This is a genomic window from Empedobacter sp. GD03797 (assembly GCF_029842105.1).
Taxonomy (GTDB): domain Bacteria; phylum Bacteroidota; class Bacteroidia; order Flavobacteriales; family Weeksellaceae; genus Empedobacter; species Empedobacter falsenii_C.
The window spans coordinates 50901-67492 of sequence record NZ_JAOCFS010000002.1 but is presented as its reverse complement, the minus strand read 5'-3'; the positions used below and the strand labels follow the sequence as shown (position 1 = coordinate 67492).

Sequence of the window (16592 nt, the reverse complement as noted above, 5' to 3'; positions counted from 1 at the left end):
TCAAAAATAGTGGTTTTATTGTGTTTAAAAAGGATTCAGATTAATTTTTGTTTGTACTTTTGTGATGAAAAATTCATTTATGAAATTATTTACAATTCCAAATTTTCTAACACTACTTAATCTTTCTTGTGGTGTATTATCAGCCATTTTCATGATTTCGAGCAATGCTCAAATCACAACTACCACAGTTACAATTGTGATGGTTTTGATGTTGATTTCGTTGGTTGCCGATTTTTTGGACGGAATGGTTGCACGATTAATGAATATTGGTAGCCCGATTGGAAAAGAATTAGATTCTTTGGCAGATTGTATTTCGTTTGGAGTTGTGCCAGGATTGATGTTATTTTCGATGTTTAATCATTTTTCAACTGATTTTATTTATGAAAATGAGAATTTAAAAATTGCTGCAATTTCATTATTCGCCTTTTTAGTTCCTGCTTTTTCGGCGTTACGATTAGCCAAATTTAATTTAGATGAAGATCAAGAAACGTATTTCAAAGGTTTGGCAACGCCATCAAATACCTTATTTATTTTCTCATTATTTTCAATCTATTACAATAATGGACAAATTATAAATCCATCTGTTGATCCGTATTTATTAATTATCGTGTCTATTGTATTTAGTGTTTTATTAATTGTCGATTTACCATTATTTGCCTTAAAATTTAAAGGATTGAGTTGGGCAGAAAATTATTATAAATACATTTTCTTAATCATTACATTAGGTTTAGTGGCTTGGTTGCAAGTCGCTGCAATTCCGCTAATCATCTTATTGTACATCATCATCTCAATCATTTTCAGAAAAGAAATTACAAAATGAAATTAACTAAAAATATCTGTTTCTTTGATTTAGAAACAACAGGAACTAATGTTTCAAAAGACCGTATTGTCGAAATCTCTATCGTAAAAGCTTTGACAGATGGATCGAAAGAAGTAAAAACTTGGAAAGTTAATCCTGGAATTCCAATTCCACCAGAAACAACTTTAATTCACGGAATTTCTGACGAAGATGTTGCCGATGCGCCTTCTTTCAAAGAGCTTGCTCCTGCGATTATGGAAATGATTAAAGATTCTGATTTGGCTGGATACAATTCAAATCGCTTTGATATTCCGCTTTTGGCAGAAGAATTATTGCGTAACGGGTTTGATTTTGATTTATCAAAACATCGTCCAATTGATGTGCAAGTGATTTATCATAAAATGGAACCTCGTAATTTGAGCGCTGCTTATAAGTATTATTGTGATAAAGATTTGATTGATGCACATTCTGCGGAAGCTGACACAATTGCGACTTACGAAGTTTTGATGGCGCAAATCGAGAAATATGACGAACTTGAAAATGACAATAAATTTTTGAGCGAATTTTCATCTCAACGTAAAACGGCTGATTTAGCTGGATTTATTCAGTACAATGATAAAGACCAAGAAATTATTTCGTTTGGTAAATATAAAGGACAAGTTGTGACGGATATTTTTGCGAAAGATCCAGGTTATTATTCGTGGATTCAGAATGCTGATTTTCCTTTATATACAAAGAAAGTTTTTACACGAATCAAATTACAAAACGGTTTTTAAGCGATGAAAATTATTTGTGTCGGACGAAATTACGTCGAACATGCAAAAGAATTAAATAATCCAATTCCAGAATCTCCAATGTTTTTCATGAAACCAGATTCTGCAATTTTGAGAAAAGGTTTTCCTTTTGTGATTCCAAGTTTTACGAAAGAAGTTCATTTCGAAACGGAAATTGTGATTAAAATTGATCGAGTTGGAAAAATGATTCAGCCTCAATTTGCAGATCGTTATTTCTCAGAAATCGGTTTAGGTATTGATTTTACAGCGCGCGATGTACAACAAGAATTAAAAGAAAAACGTTTTCCTTGGGAAATTGCAAAAGCTTTTGATGGTTCTGCATTTGCTTCGGATTTCTATCCAAAAGAAAATTTTGATTTAGAGAATTTAGCGTTCAAATTAGATCGAAATGGAGAAAACGTGCAAACAGGAAATTCAAAAGATATGATTTTTCATATCAATACGTTGATTGCAGAATGTTCTAAATATTTTACCTTGAAAAAAGGCGATTTAATTTTTACAGGAACGCCAGCTGGAGTTTCTAAAATCAATTCAAAAGATACCTTAGAAGGTTATTTGAATGATGAAAAAGTATTCGAAATAAAAGTGTTGTAACTCAAATGTTATTAATTTCATGACTAAACTAATCGTAAAATTTAATTAATAAATAATCTAAAAATGATTAATAACACATTTCTTATTGAAATTAAATCTAAAATTGATAATAATAATAAATTTAGTAGTAACGATTTTAAAATTTTTTACAAAAATCCATATCTAAATATTATTTATATCTACGATGATAAATATTATTTCAAAGTGAAAATTCCACAATATGCTTCAAGAATTATCAAAACTGAAAAATATGGAAGTGGAATCTTAGCAGGTGAAAGAGAAATAGAAATTAAACAATATGAATTTACAGGAACTACTTCTCCTGGAAATTTTTCTATTAAAGAAGAACTGAACTTAAAAGGAAAATCAGATTTATTTGAAGAGTTAGAATATTGGCTTATTAATTTATGGGAGGAAATAACTATCTCACCAGAAATTAGAAGAATAAATGAAATTGAAGAAGAAATTAACAAAATAAATCAAAATTTTGAAAACATTTCTGAAGACAATTTCTCAAAAGATGAAATAGAAACTTTAAAAGAAAAATTGGATATCCTTGAACAACAATTCAATGAAAAATTAGAGGCTGAAATTGAAGATAAAGAAAATTTAAAAAATAATTTAAGAGAATTACATAATGAAATAGAAAAACTTAAATTTCAAAGTCAAATACTAAATAAGAAAAATTGGTTTAAATCATTTGGTGGTAAAATTTTTACATGGATTTCTAAAGAAGAGAATAGAAAGTTTTTAAAGGATACTGGAGAATTCATAAAACCTCTTTTACCAGATTCAATTAATAACATTTTATAAACTTTTCATTTAATTTTTATTATCGTAAAATTGCTTATTAAAAATAATTTCATTTCATACGAATTCACAATTTAATAAGGAAACCATTGAATTTAAAATAAGATACAGAGCGAAAATTTCGCTCTTTTATTATTTATACCATTACCTTTAAACAGAAATAAATAATAAATGGAAGAGTATTTAAAAATTGAAGAAAAATTACTTGCAGATTTTAGCCATTTGAAAGCTAAGAAAAATAAAATCAGCAATATTAGGCTTGTTGTATTTATTATTGCAGTTGTATTTTTCTTGCTTTATGTTACGTCGAGCAACAATTTTTATCTTATTATTTCTTCTATTTTATTTATTGTTTTCATCGTTTTAGTGGTTAAAACATCTAAAATTTCTTCGCAACTCAATTATTCAATTCAAGCATTAGAAATTATTAATCAAATAAAAACGGATGATTCTATCGATCAATTTATTGAAGATAATTCTCAGTTCAATAATGTTTACAACAAAGATTTAGATATTCTGGAAGGAAATTCAATCTTCAATCGAATCAATAAAACGCAAACTCGTATTGGTAATTTACAGCTCAAACATTTTTTATCGAATTTGATTTTAAACAAATCTGAAATTATTGATAGACAAAATGCTTTTGAAGAATTGGCTGAAAAAAGAAATTGGATTGTGACATTTTTGACGTTTACAAAGCGATTAAACATGAATCAATTTTCAATTTTTGTGTTCGAAAATCGGGTATTTAATACTGATTCAATAAAATTATTTCCTATTATCATTTCTGTTTTGAATATTTTGTGCTTTATCGCTTTAGCAATTATTGGTTTTCCGAAAGAAATTGTTTTTTATTGGATTTTGGGTGCAGTTATTATTTCGAATGCAATTTCCATGTTTTATAAGCAACAACTTCGACGAATTGCGGCGTACACGACAATGAAAGCAGATGAATTGGATAATTTATATGAAGTTTTTCGACATATTGAAAATGAAAATTTTGAATCAAAACTAAACACTGAAATTAAAAATACGTTTGTAAATCCTTTTAAATCATCAGATTTAATCAAGACGATTTCGTCAACAAAAGAAACTTTAGATGCAGCTAATTTCCCGATTGTAGGTTTTGTGTTGAATACGTTTTTCTTGTGGCGATTACATTATTCGATAAAATTTGAAAATGAAGTTCAAAAAACGGTTCATCAAATCAAACCTTGGTTAGATGAATTGGCGAAATTAGAGGCTTTTGTGTCATTTGCTTTGTTTAATGATAAATACAAAACGTTTACTTTTCCAGAAATTGTAGATGAACCTTTTGCATTAAAAATCACGAATGGTTTTCATCCTTTATTAGATGAAAAAACGGTTGTGAAAAATGATTTTGAAACCAATCGTCCAAACAATATTGCGATTATTACAGGTGCAAATATGGCTGGAAAAAGTACTTTTTTGAGAACAGTTGGAACAAATTTGGTTTTGGCAATGAATGGCGCAAAAGTGAGTGCGGAAAAAATGTCATTTTACCCAATGGATTTATTTACAAGCATCAGAACTGTTGATAATTTATCTTCTGGTGATTCTTATTTCAAAAATGAGATTAACAAATTGAAAATATTAATTGAACGTTTAGAAAATAATCAACCACAGATTATCATTTTAGATGAGATTTTGAAAGGAACAAATTCCGAAGATAAACTAATAGGTTCGCAAAAATTTTTAGAGAAATTAATTAAATCTCACACAAAATTGATTGGTTTTATCGCAACCCACGATTTAGAATTAACGAAAATGGAAAGTGAAAATCCTGATCATATTATTAATTATTGTTTCGAATTAAAAAACGTGGACAACAATTATTATTCGGATTATAAATTAAGAAAAGGCACGACCAAAATGATGAATGCCATTTTCTTAATGAAACAATTTAGGATTATTGATTAATCTTAAATTGTTAATTTAATTCTTTGATAAAATTCGCATCAATCGCATTAAAATCATCTACAATACAATTTGCTTTTGAAATATCTTGTTGTTTCGAATTTACACTTTTGTAACCCAAACAATACAAACTTGCTCGTAAAGCCGCTTCTACTCCATTTTTACTATCTTCGATAACAATACATTCGCTTTGTTCGGACTTTGCTAAATCAGCGGCATGCAGAAAAATGGCTGGATCTGGTTTTGATTTCGGAAAGTTTTCGCCAGAAACTTTATGCGTAAAATATTGATTCAACTCAAAACGATTAAAAACACGGTCAATTGTAGATTTTGAAGCCGATGAAGCCAAAATCAATTCAATTCCATTATTGTATAAATCTATAATCAACTTCTCTACGCCATCAATCAAATATAAATCTGTTTTTGTGTCAAAAGCTTCATTAAAAATTGTACGTTTTCTCAAAACTAAATCGTTCACTTCTTCTTTCAGATCGAATTTATCTTTTAAGATTTGATAAACATTTTTTGTCGATTGCCCTGTAAATGTGGCAAATAATTCTTCAGTAACCGGAATATTCAGTTCTTTATAATGTTCGAAATAAGCATATTTATGTACTGGTTCTGTATCGACAATTACGCCGTCCATATCGAAAATTACAGTTTTAATCATTGTTATTTTGTTTCTACAAAATTAACTTTTTTAAGAGAATGATGTAAAAGTTTGAACTTTAGAATGATTTTAAATTAATCGATTATATTACTGATATAAAGGATTGTATCCGAAACCAAACAACAATACTTATGTTAAAACTTAACATTAAGATAACATTTGCACGCTTTTTGTAAAATTCTTGGCAAACAAAGTTAAAAACTGAAAATTTAATAAAAATGAAAAAAGTATTATTAGTAGCTGTAATGGCATTAGGAATTTCTCAAGTAAATGCTCAAAACTATAAAAATGCTTTAGGTGTTGTTGTAGATTTAGGAGATGGTGAAACATTAGTAGGTCCACAATTCAAGCACTCTTTTGATGGTAAAAATGCGGGTAACGTACAAGTTATGTTTGGAGATAACATTACTGTTTTAGGTGCAGATTATACGTATAATCAACCTTTTTCTGGTGCAAATGGATTAGGATGGTATGTTGGTGTTGGACCTCAATTATCTTTTGTAGATGGAGGTAAATTTGAGGACAAAACTTATTTTGCAATTCGTCCGCAAGCTGGTTTAGAATACAAAATTCCTTCTGCTCCATTGGCTTTACATTTTGATTGGAAACCATGGTGGAACTTAACAAACGATTCTAACTTCGAAGCTGGTCGTTTTTCTTTAGGATTTAAATACACATTTAACTAATCAAACGTTAAAAATATAGTAAGCCACTCACTTGAGTGGCTTTTTTTATAAGTAAAATCATATAATCTATACATAAATTAATTTTATTCCTCTGAATTAATCGTTATTTTTGAAAGATTTTGGATTTTATCTAAGACCAATTATAGATTAACTCTATTATTTGATTATTCAAGATATAATTCCGAATTTTAACTTAGTATTAGATTTAATAACATTTATAGAAGATGAAACAATTAATTGGGACAGGAGTTGCTTTGGTTACGCCTTTTCAACAAGATGGTACCGTAGATTATGCTGCATTAGAAAATTTAGTAAACTATAGTATCGATGGCGGTGTTGAATATTTAGTTATTTTAGGAACTACTGCAGAAGCAGCAACACTTACAAAAGATGAAAAGAAACAGGTAATCGAAACAATAAAGAAAGCGAATGCTAATCGTGTTCCGATGGTTTTGGGTATTGGAGGTAACAATACGGCAGAAGTTATTAATGAATATCAAGAAACAGATTTGAGTGATTATATCGCAGTTCTTACAGTTTCTCCTTATTATAATAAACCAAATCAAGAAGGGATTTACCAACATTATAAAGCGATTGCAGAAAGTACAGATGCCAACATTATTTTGTATAATGTTCCTGGTAGAACGGGTTCTAATATCTCAGCAGATACAACAATTCGTTTAGCAAATGAATTCAAAAATATTGTTGCGATTAAAGAAGCTTCACCAGATTTCTTACAATCAACAGATATTATTCGTAAAAATACACGCGAAGATTTCAATATTATTTCTGGTGATGATGAATTCGCTGTTCCAATGACTTTAGCTGGAGGTTCTGGTGTTATTTCTGTTATCGGACAAGGTGTTCCAACTGTTTTTACAGATATGATTCGCAAAGCAATCAACAAAGAAGTTGTTGCTGCGTACGAAGGTCATTACAAAGTTGTAGAAATTACACGTGCTATTTTCGAGGAAGGAAATCCTTGCGGAATAAAAGCTGTTTTAGATAACAAAGGCGTTTGTAAACCATTTACAAGATTACCTTTAGTTGCTGCATCAGCTAACTTGACAACAAAAATTAACCAATTATTATCAAACATTTAAAAAAATAAAGCTATGATAAAAGATACAATATTAGACGCATTAAACAAACAAATCAAATTAGAAGGAGATTCTTCTCAATTATATTTAGCAATGGCTTCTTGGGCTGAAGTGAAAGGTTTAGAAGGAACTGCAAATTTCTTGTACTCGCATGCAGACGAAGAACGTATGCATATGTTAAAATTAATTAAATTTATTAACGAAAGAGGTGGAAAAGCGTTTGTTCCACAAATTGAAGAACCAAAACAAGATTTCACAACACTGAAAGAAGTTTTTACTGCAATTTTAAACCACGAATGCTTTGTATCTGAATCAATTAACGACATTGTAGGCTTAACATTAGAAGAAAGAGATTATTCAACTCACAATTTCTTGCAATGGTATGTTTCTGAGCAAATTGAGGAAGAAAAATTAGCAAGAAATATCTTAGATAAGTTAGAAATGATCGGATCTGACAAGGGAGGTTTATATCTATTTGACCGTGACGTAGTTACGTTAAGCGTAGACGCAACAGCGGAATAAATCAAAACTTTGAGATTTTATTAAGAGGATAAGAAAAAAATATTTTATACTTTAGTCCTCAAATTTTATTAAATTTGCAGAATGTTTAAAAAACTAAGCTTAGTAGTTTTAATTGGCGCTTCTTTAGTGTCTTGTAACAAGACCTATAACAAAGCGATGAAAAGTACGGATAAAGACGAAATCTTTACATTGGCTACACAATTGTATCAAGATGGTAAATATGATTTGGCAAACGAATTGTATGAAAAAATTTCTACATCATTTGTAGGAACAGAAAAATCTGCGGACATTGCCTATAATATGGCACAAGGTAACTTTAACGAAAAAAGTTTCCGTTTAGCAGGACATCAATTCAAAAGCTTTGCAGGAGCTTATCCTATGGATAGCCGCGCAGAAGAAGCGTTGTTCAAATCTGCATTTTCTTATTACAAAGATTCGCCAAAATATGACTTGGATCAAACAAGTACATATACAGCAATCAGTGAGTTACAAGGATTTATCAATTCGTATCCAGAATCAGCACACGTTGCAGAAGCGAATAATTATATTACAGAACTTAGACAAAAATTAGAGTTAAAGTCTTTCGAAATTTCAAAAGTTTATTACAAAACAATGAAATACAAGGCTGCTGGAGTTTCTTTTGACAATATGGTTGATGAATATCCAGATTCTAAATTTCGTGAAGAAGCAATGATGTATTCATTACGTTCTAAAACAGAATTGGCATTAAATTTCTCTCGTATCGAGAACAAGGATTTACGTTTACAAGATGCTAGAACACAATATCTATTGTTAACAAGATATTATCCACAAACAAAATTTAAAGCAGAAGCTGATAAATTGATGGAGAAAATCGACAAAGATATGGTGGAGACTAAAAAACAATTAGCTGATATAGAAGTAGCTAAAAAGAAATTTGAAGCTGATCAAGCTGAATTAAGCAAAGAGCAAAATAATAAATAATAGTAAAATATATAAAATTCTTTCATTATGAATTTCAAGGATATCGGTGCAGCACCAACAACACAAACTTATGATCGTAATAAAATCGATGAGAAAACAGGAAACTTATACGAATCGATTGTAATTATGGGTAAAAGAGCAGAACAAATCAACCAAGAAATGAAAACTGAATTAATTCAGAAATTGGATGAGTTTGCTGCACATACAGATTCTTTAGAAGAAGTTTTTGAAAACAGAGAGCAAATCGAAGTTTCAAAATTCTACGAAAGATTACCAAAACCGACTTCTATTGCGGTTAAGGAATGGTTAGACAATGACGTATATTACAGAAATCCAAATGAGGATAAATAATGTCTGTTTTACATAGTAAAAAAATTCTTTTGGCAGTTTCTGCCGGAATAGCGGCCTACAAAGCCGCTTTTCTTGTTAGAGGGCTTATCAAAAAAGGAGCTGATGTCAAAGTTATTATGACGCCAGAAGCTCAAAACTTCGTTACTCCACTTACACTTTCCACGCTTTCCAAACATCCAGTCGAATGGGAATTTTTCGGTGATAAAGGGGATTGGAATAATCATGTGGAATATGCTCTTTGGGCAGATTATATGATTATTGCGCCTTGCACAGCAAATACGTTGTCACATATGGCAGATGGGACATGTGATAATTTAGTTCTAGCAACTTATCTTTCAGCTAAATGTCCTGTATATTTTGCTCCAGCAATGGATTTGGATATGTACAAACATCCTTCAACTTTAGAAAATATTGCTAAATTAGAATCTTTCGGAAATATTTGTATTCCTGCTGAAGCTGGTGAATTAGCAAGTGGATTGGTTGGAGAAGGTAGAATGGCTGAACCTGAAAACATTATTGCGTTTTTGGAAAGTACAATCGAAGCTACTCTCCCACTTCACGGAAAAAAAGTAGTGGTTTCTGCTGGTCCTACATACGAAAACTTAGATCCTGTTCGTTTTATAGGTAATTATTCTTCTGGAAAAATGGGATTCGAGATTGCGAAAGCTGCTACTAATTTGGGTGCTAAAGTTACCTTGGTCAGTGGTCCAAGTCACGAATCTGTTACCGGTTTTCCTATCGATCGAATAAATGTTGTTTCTGCTCGTGATATGTACGAAGCGATGCACGCTAATTTTGCTGATGCTGATGTTGTTGTAATGTCGGCGGCTGTTGCAGATTATCGTCCAAAAGAAATGGCTGAGCAAAAAATTAAGAAAGAAAATGATGATAATTTAATTATCGAATTGGTGAAAAATCCTGATATTCTAAAATCGTTAGGCGAAATCAAAACACATCAATTATTGGTTGGTTTTGCGTTAGAAACGAATAACGAAGAAGAATATGCAAAGAAAAAATTAGCCAAAAAGAATCTTGATTTTATAGTTCTTAATTCGATGCAAGATAAAGAAGCTGGTTTTCAGAAGAATACAAACAAAATTACAATTATTGACAAAGATTTATCAATGCAACAATTTGATGCAAAATCAAAAACAGATGTTGCAAAAGATATTTTAAATGTCATTTTAAATAAGTTATAAAATTTATTATGAAGAAATTAGCCTCAATTTTCTTTTCGTCGTGTTTAGCTATTTCGGCTTTCTCGCAAAATATTATTGCAGATGTAAAAGTCGATTATTCTCAAGTTCAAGGATCTAACACACAGGTTTATCAAACTTTAGAAAGATCATTAAAAACATTTATTAATTCAACAAAATGGACAAATGATCGTTTAAAAACATACGAAAGAATTGAAGCTAGTTTCGTCATTAATATAATTGAACGAGAGGGAAACAGAATGAAAGGTACGATTTTAGTACAATCTCGTCGTCCTGTTTTTAACTCAACGTACTATACGCCTGTTCTTAATTTATCTGACGATAATTTTACGTTTCAATACCAAGAATCTGAAGAATTAATTTTCAATGATCGCAAATTCAGTGGAAAAAATTTGACAGATGTATTAACGTATTACATTTATTTAGTTTTGGGATATGATGCAGATACGTTTGCGAAAGAAGGCGGAACTGAGTATTTCAAAATGGCGAAGAAAATTGCTGATTTCGGTCAAGCAAATAATAACTTCTCTGGTTGGAGCGAATTAGATGGAATAAAATCGCGCACAGCTTTAATTAACAATATTCTAAAATCGGATAATTCTACACTTCGAAATATTATCTATCAATATCATAGAAACGGCTTAGACATTATGTCTGAAAACGAAGTTCGTGGTAAAAATGCGATTGGAAATACGTTATTGCAATTAGAATTTTACCAAAGAGGAAATTATTCTCAATTTTATCCGCTAGAACTTTTCTTAACAGCAAAAAATAGCGAAATTAGTCAAGTATTTTCAGGCGGACAGGTTTCTACGGTGAATATCGAAAAACTAAAAGGAATTTTAAATTCAATCGCGCCAAAATACAACGACAATTATTGGAATAAATTGAAAAAGTAAATGTTAAAAACTCTTCGCGTTAATAATTTTGCCATTATCGATCAATTGGAGATTGATTTTCATCAAGGTATGACCACAATTACCGGTGAAACTGGTGCTGGAAAATCGATTTTGTTAGGTGCTTTAAAATTAGTTTTAGGCGAACGTGCCGATTTAAAAGCCTTGAAAAATATTGATGAAAAATGTATTATCGAAGCTGTTTTTGAGATAAAAAATCTTGAATTAAATGATTTTTTCGAAGAAAATGATTTGGATTACGAAGACGAATCTATTCTGAGAAGAGAATTATTACCATCTGGGAAATCGCGCGCTTTTATCAATGATACGCCTGTTAAAGTCTCTATTTTGCAAGAATTATCAGAATTATTGATTGATATTCATTCTCAATTTAATACACCTAAAATTTTTGAAGCTGATTTTCAACTTTCGATGTTGGATATTTACGGAGAAAATAAAGACTTATTGAAAGAATATAAGAAGGATTTTAACCACTATATTTCTACGAAGAAAAAGATAAAAGACGCTCAAAATTCGTTAGAAAATCAATCTCAAGATTTAGAATATAAATTGCATTTGTGGGAAGAACTGAACAATGCTTCGCTAAAAAATGAGGAATTAGAAGAGTTGGAAATCGAGATAAAATCTTTGTCAAACGTAGAAGAAATTATTTCGACTTTGAATGAAACTTACCAATTTTTGGAGCATCCTGAAATGGGAATAATTTCTCAATTGAATGAAGCAAGCAATAAATTGAATAAAATTTCGGATTATAATTCACAATACAATTCGATTTACGAGCGATTGATTTCATCAAAAATAGAATTGCAAGATATTTCGGGTGAAATGAGTAGTTTGATAGATTCGACTGAAATTAATCCTGAAAGATTACAAGAAATTACAGATCGTTACGATTTGATTCATAAATTATTACGTAAACACAATGTAATTTCCGTTGAAGAATTAATTGCAAAACGTGATGAATTAGAAAGTCAAACTTCTGGTTTTGATAATTTGAGTGATTTAATTATTCACTTAAATAAAGAATTGAATTCAATTTCAGAAAAACTTGAAAAACAATCAATTAAGATTAGAAAAAATAGATTTTCTTCTATCGAGATTATCCGAAAAATTATCTTAAATACGTTATCACAATTGGGAATGGAAAATTCTCAATTAACCATTCAATTAAATGAAACAGCAGATTTTACAGCAACTGGAAAAGATGAAGTTTTGTTTTTATTCTCAGCAAATAAAGGAATGGAACCTCGTATTTTTGAAAAATCTGTTTCTGGTGGAGAACGTTCTCGATTGATGTTAGCGATTAAAAAATTATTGGCAACACATCAACATTTACCAACGTTGATTTTAGATGAAATTGATACAGGAATTTCGGGAAAAGTTGCGAATGAAACAGGAAAAGTAATGCAAAAAATGGCAGAAAATATGCAACTTTTAGTGATTACGCATTTGCCGCAAGTTGCTTCAAAAGGAAATTATCAGCTAAAAGTTTACAAAGAAGTTGTAGACGAAACGACACAAACAAATGTGATTGAATTATCTCAACAACAGCGCTTAGAAGAAATTGCTCAAATGATTTCTGGTTCAGAATTAACAGACGCAGCAATCAATCAAGCAAAAGAATTAATGAATTTGAATTAAAATTTCAAAACCATATAATATCAAAAAAGCTCGAGAATTTTCTCGAGCTTTTGTTTTATATAAATCTGAAATTATTTCGTTAACTTTTCCAACGAATATTCAATCATTGCATCAACTGCTTTGTAAGAATCGGCACTAAATTCACCTAAAATTCTATTCGCAACAATTGCATTTATCGATAACGCTTCGTGTCCCATCATTGCTGACAACCCATAAATTGCAGAAGTTTCCATCTCGAAATTAGAGATTCTTAAACCTTCATAATTAAAAGTTGTTAAACGCTCATTAATATCAGCTGGATTTGGTTGCAATCTCAAATAACGCCCTTGAGGTCCGTAAAAACCACAAGCTGTAGCCGTTACTCCTTGAATTGTTTTTTCAGAAGCCAATTTATCTAACAACAAATCAGATCCTTTTACTAAATATGGACGTGCCTTATTTGATGACCAATCAACATGTTTGATAAAAGCATCTTCTACCTCTTTATTCATCACCGCTTCGCTCCCAACATAATAATGCAAAAGTCCATCTAAACCTAAACCGTGAGAACCAATAACGAAACTATCAACAGGAATATCTGCCTGTAAAGCTCCAGAAGTTCCCATACGAACAAATGATAATTTTCTGAAATCTTTTTTGATCTCACCAGTTTCTAAATCGATGTTAGCCAAAGCATCTAACTCAGATAAAACGATATCAATATTATCCGTTCCCATACCAGTCGAAATAACTGTTAAACGTTTACCATTCAACGTTCCTGTATGCGTTACAATTTCTCTTTTGCTTGCTGTGTGCTCGATTGTATCAAAATGTCTTGAAACTTTTTCGACACGATTCGGATCACCAACAGTTATAATAGTATCTGCTAAATGCTCTGGTCTTATATTACAATGGTAAACACTTCCGTCTGCATTTAAAACTAATTCTGATGCTGCTTTACTCATGATTTTATAATTAAAAATAAGAGAACAATATACAATTTTTATCAGTAATAATTGTAAAGAAATTATTAACCACCTACTCTTTTCACTTTAAATCCTTTATCTTTCAAAAAGGCCATAATCTTATCGCGATAATCTCCTTGAATGATGATTTGTTCGTCTTTAAAACTCCCTCCAACACCCAAAAATTGCTTAATTTCTTTTGCTAAAAGTTTGAAATCTTCTGTTTCTCCTTCGTAACCTTCTATTATTGTATTTATTTTCCCTTTTCGTTTCTCAAACTTACAAATTAAGGGTTCTTTCTGAATCCATAACTCATGTTGTTCTTCATTTGATACTTCTTCTGGCTCAGGTATATGATCGGGAAAAAGATTTTTTAATTGATCTTGTAAATCCATAGTATTTGATGTAATCCTTGTAATAAATGGCGTTGTAAAATTGGAATTCGTCCATTTGTACCATTATAATTACAAAGATAAAATTTTATTGCAGTTGTTTTATAAACCAATTTGGAACTTTATCTGAAACTATTTCAAGTTCATTTCTCTTAACTTGTGCAAACAATCTCATTTCTTGAGTTGAATTATCAAAAATATAGCCTTTATCTACAATTTTTAAAGCTGGAAACAAATTCATTAAAGTAGAATGATATCGTTTAATCACCTTTTCATCGGGTACAGCGTGTCCACCTTTTTCTACTCTATTTTCAATTCGAGAAATATTAATCAAAGGGTCTTCAATGCAGACAAAATACATATATGTTTTGAAACCACGCTTTTTAGCATCCACTATTTCATCAATTTTAGAAGGATGACTCATTACCGTTTCAAATGAATAAGATTTACCTTTAATCAATAAGTGTTTTCGGATAAATGAAGTAATAAAAGATGCTTCGTAACTATGTGTAGACTTAGATTTATCAACCAAAACATTATTTCGAAACTGCACATCAATTACTTTTCCTTCATTATTTGCTTTTTCGAATAATGAAATTGAAGCAGGCTCAGCTTTGAAATCTTCAAAATCTTTTTCGGTAAGTTTTAGTTCATATCGATCCAAATCAATAAAACCTTTTGAAGAAATTTCTTTCTCAATCAAATCTGAATTAATGAAATATCCAGCATTAAATTTTGATGAGATTGAATCGAATAAAGTAGACTTTCCAGATCCATTTGGACCAGCAAAAACGCGTAAACGTTTTATTTTAGACATAATTTAGCTCCTTTTTTCAATTCAGCTGGAACTTTTATTCTATCTATTGTTTTAATCACCTTAATTTCTCCATTAGGTTTTCTCTCGATGATTCGATTTCCTTGAACATATTGAACTGATAAATCTAATGCTTCTGAAACTCTAATTGCAGCTTGCGATGCAGATTTAGCTAAACGATTTAACGCTCCTGCTTCTTCTAATTTTAGTATATCTGATTCTTTGTTCATAATGATAGAAATTAAATTAACAATAATTATTCACCAATAAATATACGCAAATTTAGTGAAACCATTGTAATAATAAAAGCTTGAGTTCATTCAAAAACCTAACCTTTTGAATCTAAATTATATAATTTTTATTAAAAAACTATAAAATAATTATTTGATAATTTATTCCTAACAAATTAACAATAATCGATATTCATCTTTATTTTCTTTCGGCGCGCGATGTACGCAAGGCAAAACTTTTTGTTCTGGATGATCAACTGCCAATCGCCAAAGATTTCCTAATCCTAAATTAATTGGTTCTACACCTGGACGAATTTGATAATGCAAATCAAAGAAATATTCTTTCAAAAAATCTTCAAATCCATCGATGTGTCCATCATATAATTCGAATAATTTTTCTCTAATTTCAGAAATCAAAATTTTTTGTTCCACATCTTCATTCGCAACAATATCACTGGAAGCACCATTGTAAGTACACAAAAAAGTATCCGTAGGAATTGATGAACGATCAACGTGAAATGAATAAACATCTGTTGAAATAAAGTCAAATTCAGTATCACGTTCGTAACATTTTAGTAAATTTAAAGTTGGCGAAGCACCAAAATCAGTTAATTGTTGTAAATCATTGATCAAAATATTTCTCGCTTTAATTCCTTCTTTAGATAAATCCAGATCATTTAAATCATCAATAGAAATAACAGTAATATCATCTTTTAAAATCAATTGATTCACAATTTCCTCAAAATCACCTTCCAAATTTCGTTGCCAATTTATCGCATTATTTTTCCCAGAAAAAGCTGTATGTACAAGTTCATCAAACGAAGAAACGACAAGAACTTGTTGTTGATTAGAATTATTTTGAGCAATCATATAACCGCAAAATTACTATTTATCGAAAAATAATTCAGCCTAAAAATTAAATTATTCCGAATGCAAATTCTCCTTTACAAAAGTTGTATTTTTACCAAAGATTAAAAGACAATGGAAAAAGAAATTATCACCAAAACATTTACATATAAAGGCCACACCAAAACTTTTAGCGCAGAAGTGCAACCTTTACCGCCTTTCAATCCACAAACGATGGATCGCGTGAAGTATGAGGAAACCAAAGAAGCCCATTATATGCTTGCCGAAGCGGAAGTTTATAACCAGAAAACAGAATGGTTTTTTAAAATTGAACAAGAATTGCAAAAATAATGAAACGACACTT

General features: G+C 30.3%; 20 protein-coding genes. 14 read left to right on the top strand and 6 right to left on the bottom strand.

Annotated features, from left to right (window positions below; genetic code table 11):
- Positions 1-79: 79 nt before the first annotated feature.
- The 5 genes from N5D90_RS02245 (at position 80) to N5D90_RS02225 (ending at position 4938) form a co-directional block, all read left to right on the top strand.
- On the top strand, positions 80-820 hold the full coding sequence (locus N5D90_RS02245) for a phosphatidylcholine/phosphatidylserine synthase (protein WP_280061433.1): 741 nt from the start codon (positions 80-82) through the stop codon (positions 818-820).
- The gene (locus N5D90_RS02240) at positions 817-1575 is read left to right on the top strand and encodes a 3'-5' exonuclease (RefSeq protein ID WP_180904396.1); all 759 of its coding nucleotides are present in this window, start codon (positions 817-819) and stop codon (positions 1573-1575) included. Before N5D90_RS02245 ends, N5D90_RS02240 begins: the two co-directional genes overlap by 4 nt.
- A 3-nt stretch (positions 1576-1578) precedes the next feature.
- Positions 1579-2187, top strand: coding sequence for a fumarylacetoacetate hydrolase family protein (locus N5D90_RS02235; protein ID WP_038334221.1), 609 nt, complete (start codon positions 1579-1581; stop codon positions 2185-2187).
- Between the two features lie 204 nt (positions 2188-2391).
- Positions 2392-3000 (top strand): hypothetical protein, encoded by a 609-nt coding sequence (locus N5D90_RS02230; RefSeq protein WP_280061432.1) that lies wholly within the window; start codon positions 2392-2394, stop codon positions 2998-3000.
- A gap of 168 nt (positions 3001-3168) precedes the next feature.
- Positions 3169-4938 (top strand): MutS-related protein, encoded by a 1770-nt coding sequence (locus tag N5D90_RS02225; RefSeq protein WP_280061431.1) that lies wholly within the window; start codon positions 3169-3171, stop codon positions 4936-4938.
- Between the two features lie 10 nt (positions 4939-4948).
- Here N5D90_RS02225 and N5D90_RS02220 read toward each other — a convergent pair whose 3' ends face one another.
- Complete coding sequence (locus tag N5D90_RS02220) at positions 4949-5605, bottom strand: HAD family hydrolase (protein ID WP_280061430.1); 657 nt, start codon at positions 5603-5605, stop codon at positions 4949-4951.
- A 218-nt stretch (positions 5606-5823) separates the two neighbouring features.
- Here N5D90_RS02220 and N5D90_RS02215 point away from each other — a divergent pair, with 218 nt between their 5' ends.
- The 8 genes from N5D90_RS02215 (at position 5824) to recN (ending at position 13002) form a co-directional block, all read left to right on the top strand.
- Positions 5824-6291, top strand: a complete 468-nt coding sequence (locus N5D90_RS02215) for a hypothetical protein (protein ID WP_280048866.1) — start codon at positions 5824-5826, stop codon at positions 6289-6291.
- 224 nt (positions 6292-6515) lie between these two features.
- Positions 6516-7394, top strand: coding sequence for a 4-hydroxy-tetrahydrodipicolinate synthase (gene dapA, locus N5D90_RS02210; protein ID WP_280061429.1), 879 nt, complete (start codon positions 6516-6518; stop codon positions 7392-7394).
- A 12-nt stretch (positions 7395-7406) separates the two neighbouring features.
- Positions 7407-7913, top strand: a complete 507-nt coding sequence (locus tag N5D90_RS02205; protein WP_125349386.1) for a ferritin — start codon at positions 7407-7409, stop codon at positions 7911-7913.
- Between the two features lie 81 nt (positions 7914-7994).
- Positions 7995-8876 (top strand): outer membrane protein assembly factor BamD, encoded by an 882-nt coding sequence (locus tag N5D90_RS02200; RefSeq protein ID WP_038334250.1) that lies wholly within the window; start codon positions 7995-7997, stop codon positions 8874-8876.
- A 27-nt stretch (positions 8877-8903) separates the two neighbouring features.
- Positions 8904-9227 (top strand): DNA-directed RNA polymerase subunit omega, encoded by a 324-nt coding sequence (locus N5D90_RS02195; RefSeq protein ID WP_019973784.1) that lies wholly within the window; start codon positions 8904-8906, stop codon positions 9225-9227.
- Entirely contained in the window at positions 9227-10426 is a 1200-nt protein-coding gene (coaBC, locus tag N5D90_RS02190; protein WP_280061428.1) for a bifunctional phosphopantothenoylcysteine decarboxylase/phosphopantothenate--cysteine ligase CoaBC, read from the top strand. Before N5D90_RS02195 ends, coaBC begins: the two co-directional genes overlap by 1 nt.
- Positions 10427-10434: 8 nt before the next feature.
- A complete protein-coding gene (locus N5D90_RS02185; RefSeq protein ID WP_038334260.1) occupies positions 10435-11343 on the top strand; it encodes a DUF4835 family protein in 909 nt (302 codons plus the stop codon).
- Positions 11344-13002: a DNA repair protein RecN gene (gene recN / locus N5D90_RS02180; RefSeq protein WP_280061427.1), complete on the top strand. Its 1659-nt coding sequence runs from the start codon at positions 11344-11346 to the stop codon at positions 13000-13002.
- A 71-nt stretch (positions 13003-13073) separates the two neighbouring features.
- On the opposite strand, the gene N5D90_RS02175 is transcribed toward recN, so the two are convergent.
- The 5 genes from N5D90_RS02175 to N5D90_RS02155 form a co-directional block, all read right to left on the bottom strand.
- On the bottom strand, positions 13074-13946 hold the full coding sequence (locus tag N5D90_RS02175; protein WP_180904406.1) for a nucleoside phosphorylase: 873 nt from the start codon (positions 13944-13946) through the stop codon (positions 13074-13076).
- A gap of 65 nt (positions 13947-14011) precedes the next feature.
- Positions 14012-14341, bottom strand: coding sequence for a translation initiation factor (locus N5D90_RS02170; RefSeq protein ID WP_115002063.1), 330 nt, complete (start codon positions 14339-14341; stop codon positions 14012-14014).
- Positions 14342-14426: 85 nt separating this feature from the next.
- On the bottom strand, positions 14427-15155 hold the full coding sequence (locus tag N5D90_RS02165; protein WP_280061426.1) for a hypothetical protein: 729 nt from the start codon (positions 15153-15155) through the stop codon (positions 14427-14429).
- Complete coding sequence (locus N5D90_RS02160) at positions 15143-15382, bottom strand: hypothetical protein (protein ID WP_038334320.1); 240 nt, start codon at positions 15380-15382, stop codon at positions 15143-15145. Before N5D90_RS02160 ends, N5D90_RS02165 begins: the two co-directional genes overlap by 13 nt.
- 168 nt (positions 15383-15550) lie before the next feature.
- Positions 15551-16252, bottom strand: a complete 702-nt coding sequence (locus N5D90_RS02155) for a DUF1826 domain-containing protein (protein WP_038334322.1) — start codon at positions 16250-16252, stop codon at positions 15551-15553.
- 111 nt (positions 16253-16363) lie between these two features.
- Between N5D90_RS02155 and N5D90_RS02150 the strand changes: the two genes are divergently transcribed.
- Positions 16364-16579, top strand: a complete 216-nt coding sequence (locus N5D90_RS02150) for a hypothetical protein (RefSeq protein ID WP_280061425.1) — start codon at positions 16364-16366, stop codon at positions 16577-16579.
- Positions 16580-16592: the final 13 nt, after the last annotated feature.